The organism is Pseudonocardia sp. MH-G8, from assembly GCF_002262885.1.
Classification (GTDB): domain Bacteria; phylum Actinomycetota; class Actinomycetes; order Mycobacteriales; family Pseudonocardiaceae; genus Pseudonocardia.
Map to the genome: position 1 here is coordinate 223,192 of NZ_NKYF01000002.1, position 17,207 is coordinate 240,398.

18 protein-coding genes are annotated in these 17,207 nt (G+C 72.0%); 5 read left to right on the forward strand and 13 right to left on the reverse strand.

Annotated elements, in window-relative coordinates; translation table 11 throughout:
• Positions 1–233 precede the first annotated feature (233 nt).
• Both CFP66_RS08035 and CFP66_RS08040 read right to left on the reverse strand, forming a co-directional pair.
• A complete protein-coding gene (locus CFP66_RS08035) occupies positions 234–1,196 on the reverse strand; it encodes a hypothetical protein (RefSeq protein ID WP_094921848.1) in 963 nt (320 codons plus the stop codon).
• Between the two features lie 74 nt (positions 1,197–1,270).
• Positions 1,271–1,951 carry a DUF3159 domain-containing protein gene (locus tag CFP66_RS08040; protein ID WP_094921850.1) on the reverse strand — a complete coding sequence of 227 codons (681 nt, stop codon included), beginning with the start codon at positions 1,949–1,951 and terminating at the stop codon, positions 1,271–1,273.
• Between the two features lie 130 nt (positions 1,952–2,081).
• Here CFP66_RS08040 and CFP66_RS08045 point away from each other — a divergent pair, with 130 nt between their 5' ends.
• The gene (locus CFP66_RS08045; protein WP_094921851.1) at positions 2,082–2,861 is read left to right on the forward strand and encodes an SGNH/GDSL hydrolase family protein; all 780 of its coding nucleotides are present in this window, start codon (positions 2,082–2,084) and stop codon (positions 2,859–2,861) included.
• Positions 2,862–2,901: 40 nt separating this feature from the next.
• Here CFP66_RS08045 and CFP66_RS08050 read toward each other — a convergent pair whose 3' ends face one another.
• From CFP66_RS08050 to ectA, 8 genes are all read right to left on the reverse strand, one after another.
• Positions 2,902–4,035 carry an acyl-CoA dehydrogenase family protein gene (locus tag CFP66_RS08050; protein ID WP_094921853.1) on the reverse strand — a complete coding sequence of 378 codons (1,134 nt, stop codon included), beginning with the start codon at positions 4,033–4,035 and terminating at the stop codon, positions 2,902–2,904.
• Positions 4,036–4,048: 13 nt separating this feature from the next.
• Positions 4,049–4,987, reverse strand: coding sequence for a VOC family protein (locus CFP66_RS08055; protein ID WP_094921855.1), 939 nt, complete (start codon positions 4,985–4,987; stop codon positions 4,049–4,051).
• 12 nt (positions 4,988–4,999) lie between these two features.
• Entirely contained in the window at positions 5,000–5,746 is a 747-nt protein-coding gene (locus CFP66_RS08060; RefSeq protein ID WP_094921857.1) for an enoyl-CoA hydratase/isomerase family protein, read from the reverse strand.
• 12 nt (positions 5,747–5,758) lie between these two features.
• Positions 5,759–6,997: an acyl-CoA dehydrogenase family protein gene (locus CFP66_RS08065; protein ID WP_094922348.1), complete on the reverse strand. Its 1,239-nt coding sequence runs from the start codon at positions 6,995–6,997 to the stop codon at positions 5,759–5,761.
• Complete coding sequence (locus CFP66_RS08070; RefSeq protein WP_094921859.1) at positions 6,994–8,634, reverse strand: AMP-binding protein; 1,641 nt, start codon at positions 8,632–8,634, stop codon at positions 6,994–6,996. Before CFP66_RS08070 ends, CFP66_RS08065 begins: the two co-directional genes overlap by 4 nt.
• A gap of 257 nt (positions 8,635–8,891) precedes the next feature.
• Positions 8,892–9,317, reverse strand: coding sequence for an ectoine synthase (locus CFP66_RS08075; protein ID WP_094921860.1), 426 nt, complete (start codon positions 9,315–9,317; stop codon positions 8,892–8,894).
• Positions 9,314–10,582 (reverse strand): diaminobutyrate--2-oxoglutarate transaminase, encoded by a 1,269-nt coding sequence (gene ectB, locus CFP66_RS08080; RefSeq protein ID WP_255413830.1) that lies wholly within the window; start codon positions 10,580–10,582, stop codon positions 9,314–9,316. Before ectB ends, CFP66_RS08075 begins: the two co-directional genes overlap by 4 nt.
• Before the next feature lie 36 nt (positions 10,583–10,618).
• Positions 10,619–11,143, reverse strand: coding sequence for a diaminobutyrate acetyltransferase (gene ectA, locus CFP66_RS08085; RefSeq protein WP_094921862.1), 525 nt, complete (start codon positions 11,141–11,143; stop codon positions 10,619–10,621).
• A gap of 343 nt (positions 11,144–11,486) precedes the next feature.
• Here ectA and CFP66_RS08090 point away from each other — a divergent pair, with 343 nt between their 5' ends.
• A complete protein-coding gene (locus tag CFP66_RS08090) occupies positions 11,487–12,068 on the forward strand; it encodes a DinB family protein (protein ID WP_094921863.1) in 582 nt (193 codons plus the stop codon).
• 1 nt (position 12,069) lies between these two features.
• On the opposite strand, the gene CFP66_RS08095 is transcribed toward CFP66_RS08090, so the two are convergent.
• Both CFP66_RS08095 and CFP66_RS08100 read right to left on the reverse strand, forming a co-directional pair.
• Entirely contained in the window at positions 12,070–13,245 is a 1,176-nt protein-coding gene (locus CFP66_RS08095) for an MFS transporter (RefSeq protein ID WP_094921865.1), read from the reverse strand.
• A gap of 74 nt (positions 13,246–13,319) precedes the next feature.
• A complete protein-coding gene (locus CFP66_RS08100) occupies positions 13,320–13,916 on the reverse strand; it encodes a TetR/AcrR family transcriptional regulator (protein WP_094921866.1) in 597 nt (198 codons plus the stop codon).
• Between the two features lie 62 nt (positions 13,917–13,978).
• On the opposite strand from CFP66_RS08100, the gene CFP66_RS08105 reads away from it, so the two are divergent.
• The 3 genes from CFP66_RS08105 to CFP66_RS08115 all read left to right on the forward strand — a co-directional run bounded on the left by CFP66_RS08105 (position 13,979) and on the right by CFP66_RS08115 (position 16,744).
• Positions 13,979–14,809: a DUF3626 domain-containing protein gene (locus CFP66_RS08105; RefSeq protein WP_255413831.1), complete on the forward strand. Its 831-nt coding sequence runs from the start codon at positions 13,979–13,981 to the stop codon at positions 14,807–14,809.
• Positions 14,810–15,095: 286 nt separating this feature from the next.
• Positions 15,096–15,884: an iron-siderophore ABC transporter substrate-binding protein gene (locus tag CFP66_RS08110; protein WP_233159238.1), complete on the forward strand. Its 789-nt coding sequence runs from the start codon at positions 15,096–15,098 to the stop codon at positions 15,882–15,884.
• A 2-nt stretch (positions 15,885–15,886) separates the two neighbouring features.
• Positions 15,887–16,744 carry a siderophore-interacting protein gene (locus tag CFP66_RS08115; RefSeq protein ID WP_198961312.1) on the forward strand — a complete coding sequence of 286 codons (858 nt, stop codon included), beginning with the start codon at positions 15,887–15,889 and terminating at the stop codon, positions 16,742–16,744.
• A 143-nt stretch (positions 16,745–16,887) separates the two neighbouring features.
• On the opposite strand, the gene CFP66_RS08120 is transcribed toward CFP66_RS08115, so the two are convergent.
• Positions 16,888–17,163, reverse strand: a complete 276-nt coding sequence (locus CFP66_RS08120) for a hypothetical protein (RefSeq protein ID WP_094921869.1) — start codon at positions 17,161–17,163, stop codon at positions 16,888–16,890.
• Positions 17,164–17,207 lie beyond the last annotated feature (44 nt).

Genomic DNA, 17,207 nt, shown 5'->3' on the forward strand with positions numbered 1-17,207 from the left:
ACACCGATTCGGGTGCTCCCACACCGACTGCAGTCGGTGTGGGAGCACAGCAATCGATGTGTGACCTTCGCGGGTGCGGAGGCGAGCACTCCGGCGGCGCGGCCCGCGCGCCGGGCGCCCACGCGTTTCGCCACCAGTCGGTTGCGGTGGCACACCGACTCCGGGGCCGGCACACCGACTGCAGTCGCTGTGCGAGCACCACGATCGGTGTGCGAGGGGCCTCCGGCGCCCGGTCAGCCGCTCCCGCGATCCGGCAGGCCCGTCGGTGCCGTACCGGTCGCGTCCCCGGACGCCGGCTCGGGCTCATCGGCGCCGCTCGGGGGCGTGCTGGGCTCGGCGCCCGGCGCGTTGTCCTCGTCCGCGTCGCCCGAGCCCGTCCCGTCCGAGCCCGTTCCGTTCGCGCCGCCCGCGCTGTCCGAGTCGTCCGTGGCGTCCGTGCCCGAGCCGTCCGTCCCGCTCGCGTCCGAGGCATCCGTACCCGACCGCTCGTCGTCGGACCCCTCGCCGTCCGACGCGTCCGCACCCTCTGCTCCGTCGGCGTCCGACCCGCCGTCCGTGCCGTCCGAGTCGTCGGTCGCCGACCCGTCCGACTCCGAGGCACCCGTGCCGGCATCGCCCGTGTCGTCCGTCGTCGGACCGGGCGTCAGCACCCGCCCCACCGAGGTGCCCTCCTGGCCCGTGCTCAGCGTGGAGCCCTTGGCCCACTCGACCCCGGTCACGGCGAGCAGACCGAGGGCGAAGACCAGCACCGTCGACCCGACCCACAGAAGGACCCGCCGTCGCCTGCCGAGCGGGGGCTCCACGCGCAACCGCGTGGTCGCGTCCTCGGGCGAGACGCGCGGCTCCGGGAGCACCAGCCGGACCGTCGGCGCGTCCGCGGGGTCGGTCCGCCGGCCCCGGGGCACCCGGACGCGGGCGACGAGCGTGTCGCGGGTCCGGTCGAGCGAGCGCTGGTACAGCGTGGTGCTCAGCGTGCTCGCCACCGAACCGAGCGCGGCACCGGCCACGGTGCCCGTCGCGCCGAAGTACGAGCCGAGCACGGCGGCCGTGGCGGCCGCGCCCGCGCCCGCGAGCACCTTGTTGACGGTGAGGTCCGCCGCCTTCTGCGCAGCCGAGGTGGCGGCCGGGGCCGGAGCGCGCTCGGGCGACGTGTCGGCGGTGGTGGGCTCGGGTCGGGGACTCGGTGGCTGGCGCATGGCTCCGGGGGGGGATCGCGGCGGGTGCTTCCGTCACGCTCCAACGGGACGATCTTGCGGATCGCTCCGGTCGATCACTCTTGGTGAGCGTCCTCACCTGGGACGGTCGGGTGCCGCAGCCCGCCGTGCCCCGGCGGGAGAGCCGAGCGGAGGGCGGGCCACGACAGCGCCACGCACAGCGCGACGAGCGGCCACGTGAGCACGGTGCGGGCGATGCCGAGCGCGACCACGGCGTCGGCGGCGTAGAGCGGGAGGAACACCGCGAGCCGCACGAGGTACTGCCCCACCCAGATCCAACTGGCGCGCTGGTACCCGCGCAGCAGGTCCGGATCCGCGCGCCACCGCGTGCGCTGGCCGAGCACGGTGCCCACCACGAGCCCCAGCAGGGGCCACCGGACCACGATCGACACCGCCCACGCGAGCGCGCTCGCCGCGTTGCTCACGATCTGGACCAGGAAGAAGTCGATGGCTCGGCCGGTGTAGAGCGCCACCAGCGCCGCGACCGCCACGCCCAGCAGGCCGAACAGCACCGCCCGCGGGCGCCCTCCGCGCACCAGACGCACCACCGCCACGACGGCCCCGACGAGCACCGCCGCCCCGCCCGCCCAGGCCACGGGCGACGCCCACGCCGACGCGTCCGCCACCGTGAACGCCGCCACGAAGGCGACCACGGGCACCGTCGCGTCGACGGCGCCACCGCGCCCACCGAGAACCTCCGCGAGGCCCGGCTCGGCGGTCTCCTTCCGACTCCCCATGGGATAAGGGTGCCCTACCACTACGGATCGATCACCCCGGTGGCGCGCACGAGGGTTCTTGGGTGATATTGGGGAGTGCTCGGCCCGTCGTGGGGATGACGGGATCGTGAACGGAAGGGGGCAACCGCCGGTGAGACCCATCAGCAGCTTCCTCGCACTCGGGGACAGCTTCACCGAAGGACTGGACGACTGGCGTCCCGACGGCACGCCCCGCGGCTGGGCCGATCGGCTCGCCGAGCACCTCGGCGCGCAGCGGCCGGACTTCCGCTACGCCAACCTCGCCGTGCGCGGCAAGCTCCTCGACCAGGTCGTCGAGGACCAGCTGCCCCTCGCCGAGCGGCTGCGACCCGAGCTGATCACGTTCTGCGCGGGCGGCAACGACATCATCAGGTTCTCCTGCGACACCGACGACCTCGCCCGCCGCTTCGACGCCGCGCTCGCGCGCGTCACCGCCACGGGCGCGGAGGTGCTCGTCTTCACCGGTTTCGACCTGGGCCGGATGCACCCGATCCTGCGCCGCCTGCGCGGGCGTGTCGCCTGCTTCAACGAGCTGGTGCGCGCCAGCGCCGAGCGGCACGGCAGCACCGTGGTGGACCTGTGGGGCATGGCCCCGCTCGCCGATCCGCGCAGCTGGGGCCGTGACCGGCTGCACCTCACCACCGAGGGACACCGCCGCGTGGCCCTGCGCGTGCTGGAGACGCTCGGTGAGCCCGTCACCGACGACTGGCGCACCCCACTGCCCGAGATGGCCCCGATCGGCTGGCAGGACTGGGTGCGCGAGGACCTGCGCTGGATGCGCGACTTCGTGATGCCCTACGTCCACAAGCGGCTGCGGGGCCGCGCCACGGGCGACGGCTTCGTGCCCAAGCGCCCCGAGCTCCTGCCCCTGCAGACCCTCGAACCCTCGTGAGTGGATACGGGTGCTGGAGCACTCGTACCCACTCACGGCGTCATGAGCTCGGCAGCCCGATCGCGTCGGCCACGAGGTCGGCGTGGAAGTCGCCGTCGCCGAACGCGAGCGCGGCGCTGGTCGCGTGCTGCAGGTGGCGGTGCAGGTCGTGCTCGGCGGTGAAGCCGATCGCGCCGTGCACCTGGTGCCCGAGCGCGCACACCCGCTGGTAGGCATCGCTCACCCACGACTTGGCCACCGACACCGTCAACGCCACCTCGTCGGGTGCCTGACCGGGTGCGGTCAGCCGCCAGATCGCCTCGTAGGCGATGAAGCGCGCGGTGAGGACGTCGATCGCCATGTCCGCGCAGTGGTGCTGGACCGCCTGGAAGCCGCCGATCGCGCGCCCGAACTGCTCACGCTGCGCGGCGTATTCGACGCTCCTGTCCAGCACCCGCTGGGCGCCGCCCACCATCTCGGCGCAGGTGGCGGCGGCGCCGAACGCAGTCGCCGTGGCCGCCACCGCGGCGCCACCGCCCACCTCGCCCAGCACCCGGTCGCCCGGCACCGCGACACCGGCGAACCGGACGTCGTGCTCGGCGTTCGGGCCCACCACGTCGAGCCGCTCGTGCGTGATGCCGGCGGCACAGGCGTCCACGAGGAACGCGGTGAGCGCGTCCCCGGTCGCGGCCACCACCAGCAGGTCGTCGGCCACGTGCGCGAACGGCACGTACCGGGCCACGCCGTCGAGGACGAACCCGTCATCCGAGGCCGTGGCGGTCACGGTGGACCCGCCGGTGCTCCAGCCGGCGCGCGGGGCGGCGCGCGCGAAGGCGATGGTCCGGCCCTCGGCGACGCCCCGCAGCCAGCGCTCCCGCTGCGGTGCGGAGCCGTGCCGCTCGACGGCTGCGGCCCCGCAGGCCACGGTGTGCAGGAACGGGCTCGGTACCTGGGCCGCACCCATCTCCTCGACGAGCAGGCAGGCCTCGAGGAACCCCTCGCCGACGCCGCCGTGGCCCTCCGGGACGGCCAGCCCGGTCCAGCCGAGCTCGACCATCTCCTTCCAGAGGTCGGCCGAGAAGCCGGCCGGGTCCCCGGCCACCGCCCCCGCACCTGCCGTCGCCGCGCGTGCGCCGAGCACGTCGCGGGCGGTGCTGCGGATCAGCTCCTGGTCCTCGGTCAGGGTCAGGTCCATGGTGCGAGCCTTCCTACTGCTGCGGCGCGATCTTGTCCGAGCGCACCCAGACCCCGGGTCGCTCCTCCCAGAACAGCTGCACGAGGACCCCGCCCGCGTGCTTGGGGTGGATGAACGTGTGCTTCCACGCCGCGCCGTCCTTGACGCCCTCCTCGTCGTCGAACGTGGGGATGTCGTGGACGCGGCAGGCGTCCAGGGCGGCGTCCCAGTCGGCGACCTCGAACGTGACGTGGTGGGCCGCCGCGCCGTTGCGGGCGAGGAACTTGTCGACGAACGAGTCCTCGCCGCGACCGGTGATGACCTCCCAGCAGATGCTGGAGCCGGGCACGTTCAGCACGAGGTCGGCCATGTCCGGGATCTCGTCGTCCGCGGTGCGCCAGACCTCGACGAAGCCGGCCAGCTCGGAGTACCAGCGCGACAGCTCGTCACGGTCGTGGAAGGCCTGGCAGATGTGGTCGATGCCGCGGATGCCCAGCGTCGGGCCGTCACCGTCGACGGGCTTGACGGCCGTGGCCTCGTCGTCGCCGAGCATGGCGAGGTTCCCGGGGCCGCGCAGGCGCCACAGCACGCCGGGACCGTGCTCGGGCGGTGACAGCGACGCCTCCACCCAGCGGCCCGCGACCGAGTCGCTGACCTTGAGCCCGCGCCGGTCCAGCTCGGCGACGGCGGCGTCCAGGTCCGGAACCTCGGCGCCGACGTGGTGCAGGCCCGGGCGTCCGTTGTGCTCGTCGAGCCAGGTCTGCAGCGCCCCGCCCTCGCCCGACGGCGCGAGCACCACCCAGGTCTGACCCGCGCTGCCCGGCACCTCGAGCCGGACCCCGCGGACGCCCTGGGCCGGGTTGTCCCAGGTGTGCGTGCGCCGGAAGCCGAACAGGCCCTCGAGCAACGCGAGCTGCTTGTCCAGGTCGGGGGTCGCCACCGCGACGTGGTCGATCCGGTAGATCTTGAGCATGGGATGCCCTCCTCAGCTGGGGTGCGGCTCGATCCAGTCGTAGCCGCCGGTGACCAGCTCCTTGACGAGCCGGAGGTTGTAGCGGTTCATCGCCCCGATGCGCTCGGCGAGGGCGGCCACCTTGTCGTCGAACTCCTCGGCGGCGAACACGTCGTTGACCAGGCCGAGCTGCAGCGCGCGCTGCGCGTCGAGACGGACACCGGTGAAGAGCATCTCCTTGGCCCGCGCCACGCCGATCCTCGCCGGCAGTCGCTTGAGCCCACCCCAGCCGGGCGCGCTGCCGCCGACCTCGGGCTGGTCGGGGTCCTCCTTGCCGTCCATGAACTTCGGCTGGTGCGGCGGCCGGGCGGAGAGGGTGATCTCCACCAGCCCCATCTTCGCGTTGTCGGCGCACACGATGAAGTCCGCGCCCAGCGCCAGCTCCAGCCCACCGCCGACGGCGTACCCGTGCACCGCGGCGAACACCGGGATCGACAGTCGCTCCATCATGGCGAACGTCTTCTCACCGAGCCGGCCCTGCTCGATCCGGTCGGCCTTGGTCAGCGACTCGGACCAGTCCAGGTCCATGCCGGCGCAGAAGCCCTTCTCGCCCGCCCCGCGCAGCACCGCGACGCAGACCTCGGGGTCGTCGTCGATGTCGGTGAAGACCTGACGCAGGCCGTGCATCATCTCCGGGGTCAGCGCGTTGAGCTTCTTGGGCCGGTCCAGGGTGATCCAGCAGACGCGGTCCTTGACCGCGACGTCGAGTCCTTCAGTCATGTGTGGTCCTCCTCAGGATCGGGGCAGGCCGAGGCCCCGGGTGGCGATGACGTTGCGCTGGATCTCCGAGGCGCCGCCCAGGAAAGTGGCGGCCACGGCGTCCATGCGCATGTGGGTGAACGCGCCGGCCAGCGGGGCGTTCCGCCGCTGCCAGAGCAGGGCGTGCGAGCCGAAGGCCCGGGCCCCGGTGCGCGCGAGCCGCTGGTGCAGCTCGGCGCTGAACAGCTGGTTGACCGACGCCTCGTACCCCGGCACCCCGCCCGCGGCCTGCTTGGACACGGTGTAGCGGGCGATGTTGTAGAGCACCCGCATCTCGGTGTAGCGACGCGCGATCTCCTGCCGGACGCCGTGCTCCCAGCCCTCCCGCAGGTGCTCGCGCCCCTCGGGCGAGCCGATGTGCTCGACGAGGCGGGCGATCGCCTGCTCGTACTTGATGGTCGCTCCGATACCGGCGCGCTCGAAGCTGAGCGCGTCCATCGCGACGTACCAGCCGCGGTTCTCCTCGCCCACCCGGTTCGCGACCGGCACCCGCGCGTTCTCGAAGAAGATCTCCGAGAACGGGGTGTCGCCGCGGATGTCGCGGATCGGGCGCACCGTGACCCCGGGCGTGTTCACGTCGACGAGCAGGAACGTGATGCCCCGGTGCTTCGGCGACGCGTCCGGGTCGGTGCGGACCAGGACGAACAGCCAGTCGGCGTGCTGGCCGAGCGAGGTCCACACCTTCTGCCCGTCCACGACGTAGTGGTCGCCGTCCCGGACCGCCCTCGTCCGCAACCCGGCGAGGTCGGATCCGGCCTCCGGCTCCGAGAACCCCTGCGCCCACGTGCGCTCGCCGCGGGCGATCGGCGGCAGGTGCTCGGCCTGCTGCGCGTCCGTGCCGTGCGCGAGCAGGGTCGGCCCGAGCAGGAACGCGCCGATGCCGTTCACGGTGGGCACGCGCGCCCGCATCATCTCCTCCTGGAGGATGAACTCCTCCAGGGCGGAGAGCCCGGCGCCGCCGTACTCCACCGGCCAGTGCGGCGTGATCCAGCCGCGCTCGGCCAGCACCGCTGCCCACTCCCGCGCGCCCTCGCGGCGCGCCGGGTCCGCGCTGGTGCGGTCGACCGGCCAGTTGTACCCCCGGACGTCCTCGGGCTCGAGGCTCTGCTCGGCGTCGGGGTCCGGCGTGTACGCGGCCGGGAAGCGGTCGCGGACGAAGGCACGCACCTCCTCGCGGAACGCGGCCTGGTCGGGGGTGTCTTCCCAGTTCATGCCGTCCTCCCGGGGGTCGACCCGGCCGCGGCGGACGCCTGGCCCGCCCACGTGCTGGGCGCCGCCTTCTCCCGGTCCCAGGTGCCGGGGGTGATACCGCGGTCACCCATCGCGCGCAGCGCGTACTTGGCGATCTTGTCGCTGGGTGTGCGGGGGAGCTCGTCCACGAACTCAACGAACCGCGGCACCATGAACGAGGGGAGTTTCGCCGCGCAGTACTCGATGAGCTCGGCGTGGGTCAGCTCGGCGCCCGGGGCGAGGACGACGGCGAGCTTGACCTCCTCCTCCTCCAGCTCCGAGGGCACGCCGAACGCCGCGCACTCGATGACGGCCGAGTGCAGGTTGACCTCGCACTCGATGTCGAAGGCGGAGATGTTCTCCCCGCGCCTGCGGATCGCGTCCGCGATGCGGTCGAGGAAGTAGAAGTAGCCGTCGTCGTCGCGCCAGACCCGGTCGCCCGTGTGGAACCACAGGTTGCGGAACGCCCTGGCGGTCGCCTCGGGCATCCCGTAGTAGCCCGGCGTGATCACGAACGGCTGCTTGGGACGCACCACGAGCTCACCCGGCTCGCCTGCGGGGACCTCGCGGTCGTCCTCGTCGACGACCGCCACGTCGAACCGTTCGGCGTTGACCTGGCCCATCGAGCCCAGGCGCCACCCGCCGTACGGGCTGCCGGTCGCGATGCCGACCTCGGTGCTGGTGTAGGTCTCCGCGGACCGGACGCCGAACCGCTCCAGCAGGGCCGCGTCCAGCGCGGACTTGCCCATGTAGAACGTCTTCAGCGGGTGGTCGCGGTCCCGCGGTCCCGGCGGGGCGCTGAGCAGGATCGGGATCATCGCGAACACGCTCATCGCGACCTGCGCGTCGAAGTGGCGCACGTCGTCCCAGAAGCGCGAGGCGCTGAACCGCTCCACGATGCCGACCGCGCTCCCGGACAGCAGCGCCGCGAAGACGCCGTCCCACAGACCTGCGGCGTGGAACAGCGGCAGCGGGCAGTACGTCGTACTGCCCCAGCGATCCAGGTAGTCCAACGAGTCGCGGGCGCAGGTCAGGGCCAGCGCGTGCGGCGCCATCGCGCCCTTGGAGCGGCCGGTCGTGCCGGAGGTGTACATGATCGCGAGCAGGTCGGTGAACCGGGATTCGTCGTGCACCGGCTCGGCGCCGTGGACGAGCAGCCGCGACATGGGTACCGCCCGCACACCGAGCAGACCGAGTGCGGGCTCGGCCCCACGGACGATCACCCGGGCCAGGCCGGGCAGCTCCGACGCCACCGGCGGCAACCGGTCGGCGTACTCGACGTCGATCAGCAGCGTGGACACGTCCGCGCTGTCGAGCACGTGACGCAGCAGCTCGCCGCGATAGGCCGTGTTCACCGGCACCGCGACCGCACCGAGCCGGGCGAGCGCGAAGATCACGGGCACGAACTCGGCGCAGTTCGGCAGCATCACCGCGACGTGGTCGCCACGGCGCACGCCTTCGGCCGCCAGGCCGCTCGCGTACCGGTCGGCCGCATCGTCGACCTCCGCGAAGGTCCACTCACCGTCGCGGAACTTCAGGAACACGACGTCCCCATGGGTCTCGGCGCGCGATCTGAGCAATTTGCCGAGTACCAAGCTCTCCAGCCACTCCTCGTTCATCACACCTCCGCGGCACTTCGCCGCCCGATGTCAGGCCTGCCGGCATCGCCGACACCGGAGGTCGGTGGTGCCGGAGGCTGACTTACCGCCGGGCCCCGGACGACCCGACGTCGGGCCGCGAGACCGCTATGGGTCGGATTGCTCCCGATCCGAGCACGGATCGCGCCACGCCGCCAGTGCTGGCGGCCAGTGACCTGCGAACGGCTGCCACCAGAACTCGGTGGCAGCCGTTCGCGGCGTTCGGTCGTTCGCCTCGCTCAGGAGGCCGACTCGCTCTTCCCCGACGCCGTCGCGTCGGGCTCGACGATCAGCGGGTACACGCCGTTCTCGTCGTGCACCTCGCGCCCCGTCACCGGCGGGTTGAACACGCACACCGTCCGCATCTGGGTCTTGGGCCGCAGCTGGTGGCGCTCGTTGCCGTTGAGGACGTAGATCGAGCCCGGAGCGAGCTTGTACGTGACGTCGTTGTTCTTGTCGTACAGCTCGCCCTCACCCTCGGTGATGAAGACGGCCTCGATGTGGTTCGCGTACCAGAAGTCGTTCACCGAACCGGCGTCGAGCACCGTCTCGTGCACCGAGAAGCCCACACCGTCGCCCGCCAGCACGATGCGCTTGCTGCGCCAGTGCGGGGTCTTGATGTCGCGCTCGGTGTCGGTGATCTCCTCCAGCGTACGAACGATCATGCAGAAACTCCTTCGGTCACGGCGCGGACGGCCTCTCCGACCACGGACAAACCTTCGTCCAGCTCCGCGTCGGAGATCGTGAGCGGCGGCATGATCTTCATGACCTCGTCGGACGGGCCGGACGTCTCCATCAACAGTCCCCGCTCGAACGCCGCGGCACACGCCTTCGCGGCGAGCTCCGGCTGCGAGAACGACAACCCGCGCGCGAGCCCGCGGCCCTTGGGCGTCAGGTCCACCGCCTGCGACGATGCCGCGAGCTCGGTGAGGCGCTCCTCCACCCGCTCGCCCTTGGCGATCGTGCCGCGCTCCAGCGTGTCGTCGGTCCAGTACTCGTTCAGCGCGGCCGTCGCCGTGATGAAGGCCGGGTTGTGCCCGCGGAAGGTGCCGTTGTGCTCGCCCGGGCCCCACTGGTCGAGCTCCGGTTTGATCAGCGTGAGTGCCATCGGCAGCCCGTAACCACTGATCGACTTCGACAGGCAGACGATGTCGGGCTTGATCCCGGCGGCCTCGAACGAGAAGAACGGACCGGTGCGTCCGACGCCCATCTGCACGTCGTCGACGATCAGCAGCATGCCGTGGCGCCGGCACAGCTCCTCGAGGCCCTGCAGCCACTCGATCCGCGCCGGGTTGATGCCGCCCTCGCCCTGCACGGTCTCGACGATCACGCCGGCAGGCTCGTTCAGCCCGCTGCCGGAGTCGCCGAGCAGCTTCTCGAACCACAGGAAGTCCGGGACCGTGCCGTCGAAGTAGTTGTCGAACGGCATCGGGGTGGCGTGCACCAGCGGGATCCCCGCCCCGCCCCGTTTCATCGAGTTGCCCGTGACGGACAGCGCGCCCAGCGTCATGCCGTGGAACGCGTTGGTGAAGTTGATCATCGACTCGCGGCCGGTGATCTTCCGGACCAGCTTCAACGCCGCCTCGACGGTGTTGGCGCCGGTCGGTCCCGGGAACTGCACCTTGTAGTCGAGGCCGCGCGGCTTGAGCACGACCTCCTCGAACGTCCGCAGGAACTCACCCTTGGCCACGGTGTACTTGTCGAGACCGTGAGTGATGCCGTCCCGCTCGAGGTACTCGATCAGCGGACGTTTCAGCGCGGGCGGATTGTGGCCGTAGTTCAGAGCGCCGGCACCGGCGAAGAAGTCGAGGTAGCTACGGCCGTGGATGTCGTTGATGTGAGACCCGCGGGCAGTGTCGAACACCACGGGCCAGGTCCGGCAGTAGCTGCGGACCTGGGATTCCATGTCGTCGAAAACGGTGGTCTCCACGTGCTTCCCCTAGCAATGTCGAAATGGATCGTCCGGTCAGCGCCGAACCGGTCCGATCCGAAACAGGATCTCGGGCTCGTGGCCGGCGCCGAGCAGTTCCGCGCCGAACAGCTCGCTCCGCCGCACCTCCGCGTCACGCCGCTGCGCGAAGCGGGTGAAGAGCGCGATGGAACCCTCGTTGTCCGGCGTGATCGTGGTCTCGAGGTGCCCGACGTCGGGCACGGCGTCGAACAGAGCGTCGAGCATCTGCCCCGCAACACCCCGCCCCCGGGCTGCCTCGTCGACCGCCACCTGCCACACGACCAGCGTGGACGGCTCGTCCGGGCGGCGGAAGCCCGTGATGAACCCGATCACATCGGCGCCGTCGCGAGCCACGACGGACGTGGCTGCGAAGTCGCGGCACCACAGCAGGTAGGCGTAGCGCGAGTTGACGTCCAGGACGCCGGACTCCGCCGCGAGCCGCCAGCAGGCCACTCCGTCGGGCGTACTCGGGCGGCCGATGGTCAACTGTTCCCCGACGTTTCGCCGAGCGAGGTTCGGAGATCCAGCGGATGCGGCCATGTCTAAGGAACTTAACAGGCCGGAATCCGCCACGCGTCCCCCCGGGGATGATCCGGACACTCAACATGTGAGCGCTATCACAATCTGGTTTGCCGATCATGCCTGCCGGGAACGGGGTCGTTCCACCAGCTCACGGCGCGATTTCAGGCGTGTTGCAGTCGCCCTCAGGGGGTAGCCTGGGCCACACATCACGAAATCGCAACAACCGTCACACCGACCAGCCTGCGACCGTGCCCTCCGCCCCCGCGCCCCGCTCCGTCGGTCGTCACCGGAGGCGGGCGCGGGCGGGTCACGCGGTCGTCGGACGTCTGCTGCGCGGCGGGTGAGCCGGGAGAATCCGCGCATGACCCCGAACGATGCCAAGGCAGACCTCCGCCGCTACCTGCAGGCGGCCCGCGACGCGATGCTGTGGAAGCTCGACGGCCTGGGCGAGCGCGACGTCCGGCGCCCGTTGACGCCCACCGGCACCAACCTGCTCGGGCTGGTCAAGCACCTCGCCGGCGTCGAGCTCGGCTACTTCGGGGCCACCTTCGGCCGGCCCGTCGAGCCCCCGGGCGACTGGTTCGCGACCGACGCCGAACCGAACGCGGACATGTTCGCCACCGCCGACGAGTCGCGCGAGCACGTCATCGGGCTCTACCACAGCGCCTGGGCTCACGCGGACGTCACGATCGAGACCCTCCCCCTGGACGCCCCCGGGCACGTGCCGTTGTGGCCGCGGGGCGAGGTCACGCTGCACCGGATCCTCGTGCACGTCATCGCGGAGACGCACCGGCACGCCGGGCACGCCGACATCGTCCGGGAGCTGGTCGACGGGGCCGTCGGGCTCCGCCTGGACAACGCGAACCTGCCGCCCGGCGACGCCGCGTGGTGGGGGGAGCACCGCGACCACCTCGAGCGCATCGCCCGCGAGGCCGGGACCTGAGTCAGCCGGCCGCGGGCGCGCCGACCACCGCGGTCCGACCACCGCGGGTCCGGCGGGCGAGGTCGGGCACGAGCGTGAGGATCCCGATCAGCGCCAGCCCGGCCCCGAGCCACAGCGGGGCGCGCAGCCCGAACCCGTCGATCGCGACGCCCCCGAGGGACGAGCTGATGATGATCCCGCCCGTGATGAACGAGCCGTGGATCGTGTTGACCAGCGGCCCGGCGTTCCCCGCCCGTTGCACGCGCACGACCATCGCCGGGTTCATCGTCACCCCGACCAGGCCGATGCCGAGCATGCACACCACAGCCGCCACGCTGACCTGCGCGAACAGTCCGAACCCCACCAGGAAGAGCAGGTTCAGGACGAGCCCGGCGCACAGCACGACCAGCGCGTGCCGGTCGGCGAGCCGCCCGACCACCGCGTTCCCGACGAGGGTGGCGGCTCCGTAGGCCACGAGCAGCAGCGGGACGGCACCCGAGGCGAAGCCGCTGATCCCGGTCAGGATCGGGTTCAGGAAGCTGAAGGCGGAGAACGTCGCACCGATCACGAGCGTGCTGGTGCTGAGCACGAGCCACAGCCGGGGTCTGCGGAAGACGCCCAGCTCCTGGCGCATCGGCCCGCTGTCGACGCGCGGCAGGTCGGGGACGCCCCGGACCGTGCAGAGCGCGGCGACGACCGTGAGCACCGCGATCGCCCAGAACGCCGCGCGCCACCCGAACGCCGAGCCCACGAGGGTGGCCAGCGGCAGGCCGAGCAGCGTGCCCAGCATGAGGCCGTTCAGGACGACCGCGACCGCCCGCCCGCGGACCTCGGGGGCGGCCATCGCGACGCAGATGGAGACCGCCGCACCGAAGAACGCCTGCGACGCGGTGCCCGTGACCAGCCGGGCCAGGAACATCACGCCGTACCCCGTCGCCACAGCAGCCAGCACGTTCCCGCCCAGGAAGATCCCGAACAGCAGCATGAGCGCGGGTTTGGGGCGCATCCGCATCACGAAGACCATCAGCAGGGGCCCGCCGACGGACATCGCGAACGCGAAGGCGGTGATCAGGTAGCCGACCTGCGGGATCGAGACACCCAGCCCGTCGGCCATCTGCGGCATGAGTCCGGCGACGACGAACTCGCTCGTGACCATGGCGAAGATGCCGAGGGCCAGCACGTAGACGGCGCGGGGCACGGTGCTCCTCCTATTTTGGGATGATCTGTACAAAACTTGGCCGCGCGGAAGCGCGCCCCGACTCGGGACCGAGGTCAGGTGATCAGGGCATCCAGGGCTGCGTCGGCGATCGACTGCAGCACGTCGCGGTCCGCACCACCCTGCCCCGCCACCCGGATCCCGCCGATCACGGCGTTGACGAAGCGGGCCAGCGCCAGCGCGTCGCGGGCGGTGGCGATCCCGCCGTCACGCTGCCCGGCCGCGATCACGTCGCGCAGGGCCTCGGTCCGGCGCTGCTGGTCGCGCTCGAGCAGGGCGGTGGCCTCCGGATCGCGCCCGGCGAGCTCGACGGTGGTGTTGACGGTCAGGCAGCCGGGACTGCGACCGTTCCGACGGTTCGCCGCCTCACCGTCCACGATCTGGGAGAGCAGGGCGCGCAGCCGCTCCGCCGGCGCCCGCCGCTCGTCCTCGAGCACGGCGAGCTGCGCCGCGTTCGTGGTCTCGATGTAGCGCAGCAGTGCACGCGTGAAGAGCTCGTGCTTGCTGGTGAACGTGTTGTAGATGCTGCTGCGCCCCAGGCCGGTGGCCTCGCACAGGTCCTGCGTTGTGGTCGCCTCGTAGCCCTGGGCCCAGAACGTGCGCATCGCCGCATCCACGGCGCAGTCCTCGTCGAACGTCCGGGGGCGGGGCACGCGCGGAACCGTAGCACGTTCTAGACTCAACGTTCCAAAACCGACGTGGAACGATCGCACCCGTGGCACTCGGCGACGCGCACCGTGCCGCTCTCGCGCACGTCGGATCCACCGGCCGCCCCACCGGAGCGGACCGGCGGGTCATGCTGCACTTCCACCCGGACTGGCCGTTCCGGGCGGCCACGGTGCTCGAGGCGATCGCAGGCGACCGCCGGTACCGCAGCCAGTTCGAGACGGCCACCAGCAACGGCGGGCTCACCGCGCGTCCGGGCGGGGACCGCTGGCGCTGGGAGAACCGGATGTTCGGCGGCGCCTACGACACCGCGGCGCCCGCCGACCGGCCCACCTACGGCGCGCTGGACGTGCACCGCCGCCCGATCGGCGCCGCTCCGCGCTTCGGCTCCGCACACCTGCGGCTCGCGGCCGCGGTCCTCGACCGCACCACCTGCTGCTTCCCCGACAGCGTGTTCGAGCCCACCGCACTCGCCCCGGCGCGAGCGGCCGGCGACCTCATCGCACTGGCACTCGCGGGGGACCTCGACCCCCTCGACGACTACGTGGAAGCCCAGGTGCACGGCCCGCTCCGGCTGCCCGAGGACGTCGAGGCGCTCGTCCTCGACCCGAGCCACCGCGGCACCGCCGTCGAGGAGGCGGCCGCCCGGCTCGGCTGCCCGGTGCAGTGGCACGGAGGCTTCCGGCTGGAGCCCGCCGAGCTGGCCCGCCACGTCGACTACCGCGGCCCCGAGCCGGTGGCGCTCGGGCTCGCCATCGCCGGCGGCGAAGTCCTCGATCCGGCGCTACTGGGCACCGCCGCACGGGAGGGCGGGCACGACCCGCAGGTCCTCAAGAAGGTGTGGCACCTGCTGGCGCGCTTCGGCAGCGACCGGTGGTGACGGTCGCACACCGGCCGCCCGCCGCGGGCCCCTACGCCGATGGCCGGTCGCGATCTGCGTCACACCCCCACCTGCGGCGAGTGAGGTTAGGCTGCCATTCCTGTTGCAGCCGGAAGGTCGTCCGCTCGCCATGCCCGCTCACCCTCCATCACGCACCCGACTCGTGCTCGCGCTGTGCGTCGCGCCTGCCCTCGCGCTCGTCGCATGTGGCGGCCAGGGCACGAGCGAGAACGTCGAGCCGACCGCACAGCTCCGTACCGTCGCGCACGCTCGAGGTGAGACGCAGGTGCCGGCGGACCCGCAGCGGATCGTCGTGCTCGAGCCGGTGCAGCTGGACACGACCGTCTCGCTGGGAAGGGCCCCCGTGGGCGCCGCCGTGCTCAGCGAGGCGACCGGTGTGCCCGCCTACCTCGGTCCGGAGGCGGCGGACATCGACTCGGTCGGGACGGTCACCGAGCCGTCCCTGGAGAAGATCGCGGCGCTCGACCCCGACCTCATCCTCGGTACCGAGTCCCGGCACTCGGCCTTGTACGACCAGCTGTCGACGATCGCGCCGACCGTGTTCATGGCCAGCCAGGCCGACCCGTGGCCCGACAACGTCCGGCTGATGGGGCGCACGCTCGGCGTCGAGGCCGACGCCCAGGCCTTGCTGGACCGGTACTCGGCCCGGTGCGCGGAGGTGGCGCAGAAGTACGGAACGGCAGGAAGTACTGCGCAACTCGTCCGGCCGCGCAATGACCTCCTCACCCTCTACGGTCCGACCTCCTTCGCGGGAAGCACCTTGGAATGCGCCGGGTTCACCACGCCTCCACACGACTGGGGCGGCTCCATCTCGGCGGACCTGTCCTTCGAGTTGGTTCTCGAGGCGAAGGCGGACCACGTGTTCGTCACGGCCACGGAGCCGGGCGACGAGACGGCGATCCCTCCGGCGATGGCCGCAGTGCGGGATGAGGCGTTCCCGCAGCTCCATGTCGTGGACCAGGCATTCTGGATCACCGGTGTCGGCCCCCGTGGCGGCATGGCCGTGCTCGACGACATCGAGCGCATCCTGTCCGGCCGAGACCGTCCGCGGTAGCGGTGCGCTTCATCGCGTCCCCGAACGCGCTGTTCGAGGCACGCGTCGCCGCAACGGCGATGCTCTCTCCGAGCTTCGTGCGGCTGACCGTCACGGGATCCCAGCTCGCGCTCTTCGCCGCGCACGGTCGAGATCAGCGCATCAAGATCCTCGTTCCCCATGACGGCTATCCGGTGGAACTGGGCCCCGGGCCGGAACCTCTCCCCGAAGCGGAATGGCGGACGCTCTGGCGGGCGCTCGCTGCCGGTCGTCGCCCGGTCCTGCGCAGCTACACGGTCAGCGCCGCTCGGCCCGAGCGGCAGGAGGTCGACCTGGACGTCTTCCTCCACACCCGGCCCGGGCCGGCGAGCGCGTGGGCGACGTCGGCCCGTGTGGGCGATCGGGTCCTGCTGTCGGGTCCCGACGCCCGCCGCGGTCGTCCCACGCACGGCATCCAGTGGAGGCCGGGCACAGCCACCTCCGTGCTGCTCGCCGGCGACGAAACCGCGATCCCCGCGATGCGCGGCATCCTCGCATCGCTCGGCCCCGGCATCCGAGGACAGCTCATCGCCGAGGTCGCGGACCGCGCCGACGCGGCCGGCCTCACCACCGCGCACGCCCACGTCACGGGGGCCGTGTGCGTGCGCGGCGTGTCCACACTCCAGAGCGCCGCCGAGGCGTGGTCGCAGGTGCACGGCGAGCAGGCGGCCCGGCACGGCGAGGCGTTCTACGCCTGGGTGGCCACCGAGAGCACCCGGGCCGCACGGATTCGCGAGGCCCTCACCGACGCCGGCATCGCGCCCGACCGCATCCACACGCAGGGCTACTGGAACGACCGGAACCGTGCTCGGGCACCGAGACCCGTCGCCGCGTGCGCGTGACAGCCGACACCGCTCACCCGCTCTGATCACCAGGATCGGGACCTCGCATCCACATGTGGACGCCGGGTCCCGATCCTGCCGATCCTGGCGGTCCCCCACGCCTGGCGCGTCGCTCGAGCCTCCGCCTGGCGCCCCCTCAACAGCTACGTCGGCGGCAACTCGAACCTGCCGCGTGCCGCCCGATAGCGCGTTCCCCGGCTTGGTCGGTGCAGGGCCTCCTTGACGTGCCACCACGCCTCGTCGCGTGTCTCCGCATGCCCGTGCGACGACTTGCCGCCGTCGAGAACCACGGTCCAGCGGTACCGGCCGCTCGCCTCGTTGAACGTCACGGAGCCCCGTTGCTGCGACTCGATCATGAGTCGCGCCTCCGCCTCGTCTGCTGCCTCGCCCATCGCGAACCCCTCCGGGGTCTCGGCCATCCAGAACGCCGCACATGACAGCATATGACAGCTGCCGCCAGCTG

Bases quoted from the DNA above. Each gene is read 5' to 3' on its own strand.
- CFP66_RS08070 (WP_094921859.1), bottom strand. From the start codon at position 8,634: ATGAACGAGGAGTGGCTGGAGAGCTTGGTACTCGGCAAATTGCTCAGA.
- CFP66_RS08040 (WP_094921850.1), bottom strand. From the start codon at position 1,951: ATGGGGAGTCGGAAGGAGACCGCCGAGCCGGGCCTCGCGGAGGTTCTC.
- CFP66_RS08120 (WP_094921869.1), bottom strand. From the start codon at position 17,163: ATGGCCGAGACCCCGGAGGGGTTCGCGATGGGCGAGGCAGCAGACGAG.
- CFP66_RS08075 (WP_094921860.1), bottom strand. From the start codon at position 9,317: ATGATCGTTCGTACGCTGGAGGAGATCACCGACACCGAGCGCGACATC.
- CFP66_RS08060 (WP_094921857.1), bottom strand. From the start codon at position 5,746: ATGACTGAAGGACTCGACGTCGCGGTCAAGGACCGCGTCTGCTGGATC.
- ectA (WP_094921862.1), bottom strand. From the start codon at position 11,143: ATGGCCGCATCCGCTGGATCTCCGAACCTCGCTCGGCGAAACGTCGGG.
- CFP66_RS08050 (WP_094921853.1), bottom strand. From the start codon at position 4,035: ATGGACCTGACCCTGACCGAGGACCAGGAGCTGATCCGCAGCACCGCC.
- CFP66_RS08065 (WP_094922348.1), bottom strand. From the start codon at position 6,997: ATGAACTGGGAAGACACCCCCGACCAGGCCGCGTTCCGCGAGGAGGTG.
- CFP66_RS08090 (WP_094921863.1), top strand. From the start codon at position 11,487: ATGACCCCGAACGATGCCAAGGCAGACCTCCGCCGCTACCTGCAGGCG.
- CFP66_RS08055 (WP_094921855.1), bottom strand. From the start codon at position 4,987: ATGCTCAAGATCTACCGGATCGACCACGTCGCGGTGGCGACCCCCGAC.
- CFP66_RS08035 (WP_094921848.1), bottom strand. From the start codon at position 1,196: ATGCGCCAGCCACCGAGTCCCCGACCCGAGCCCACCACCGCCGACACG.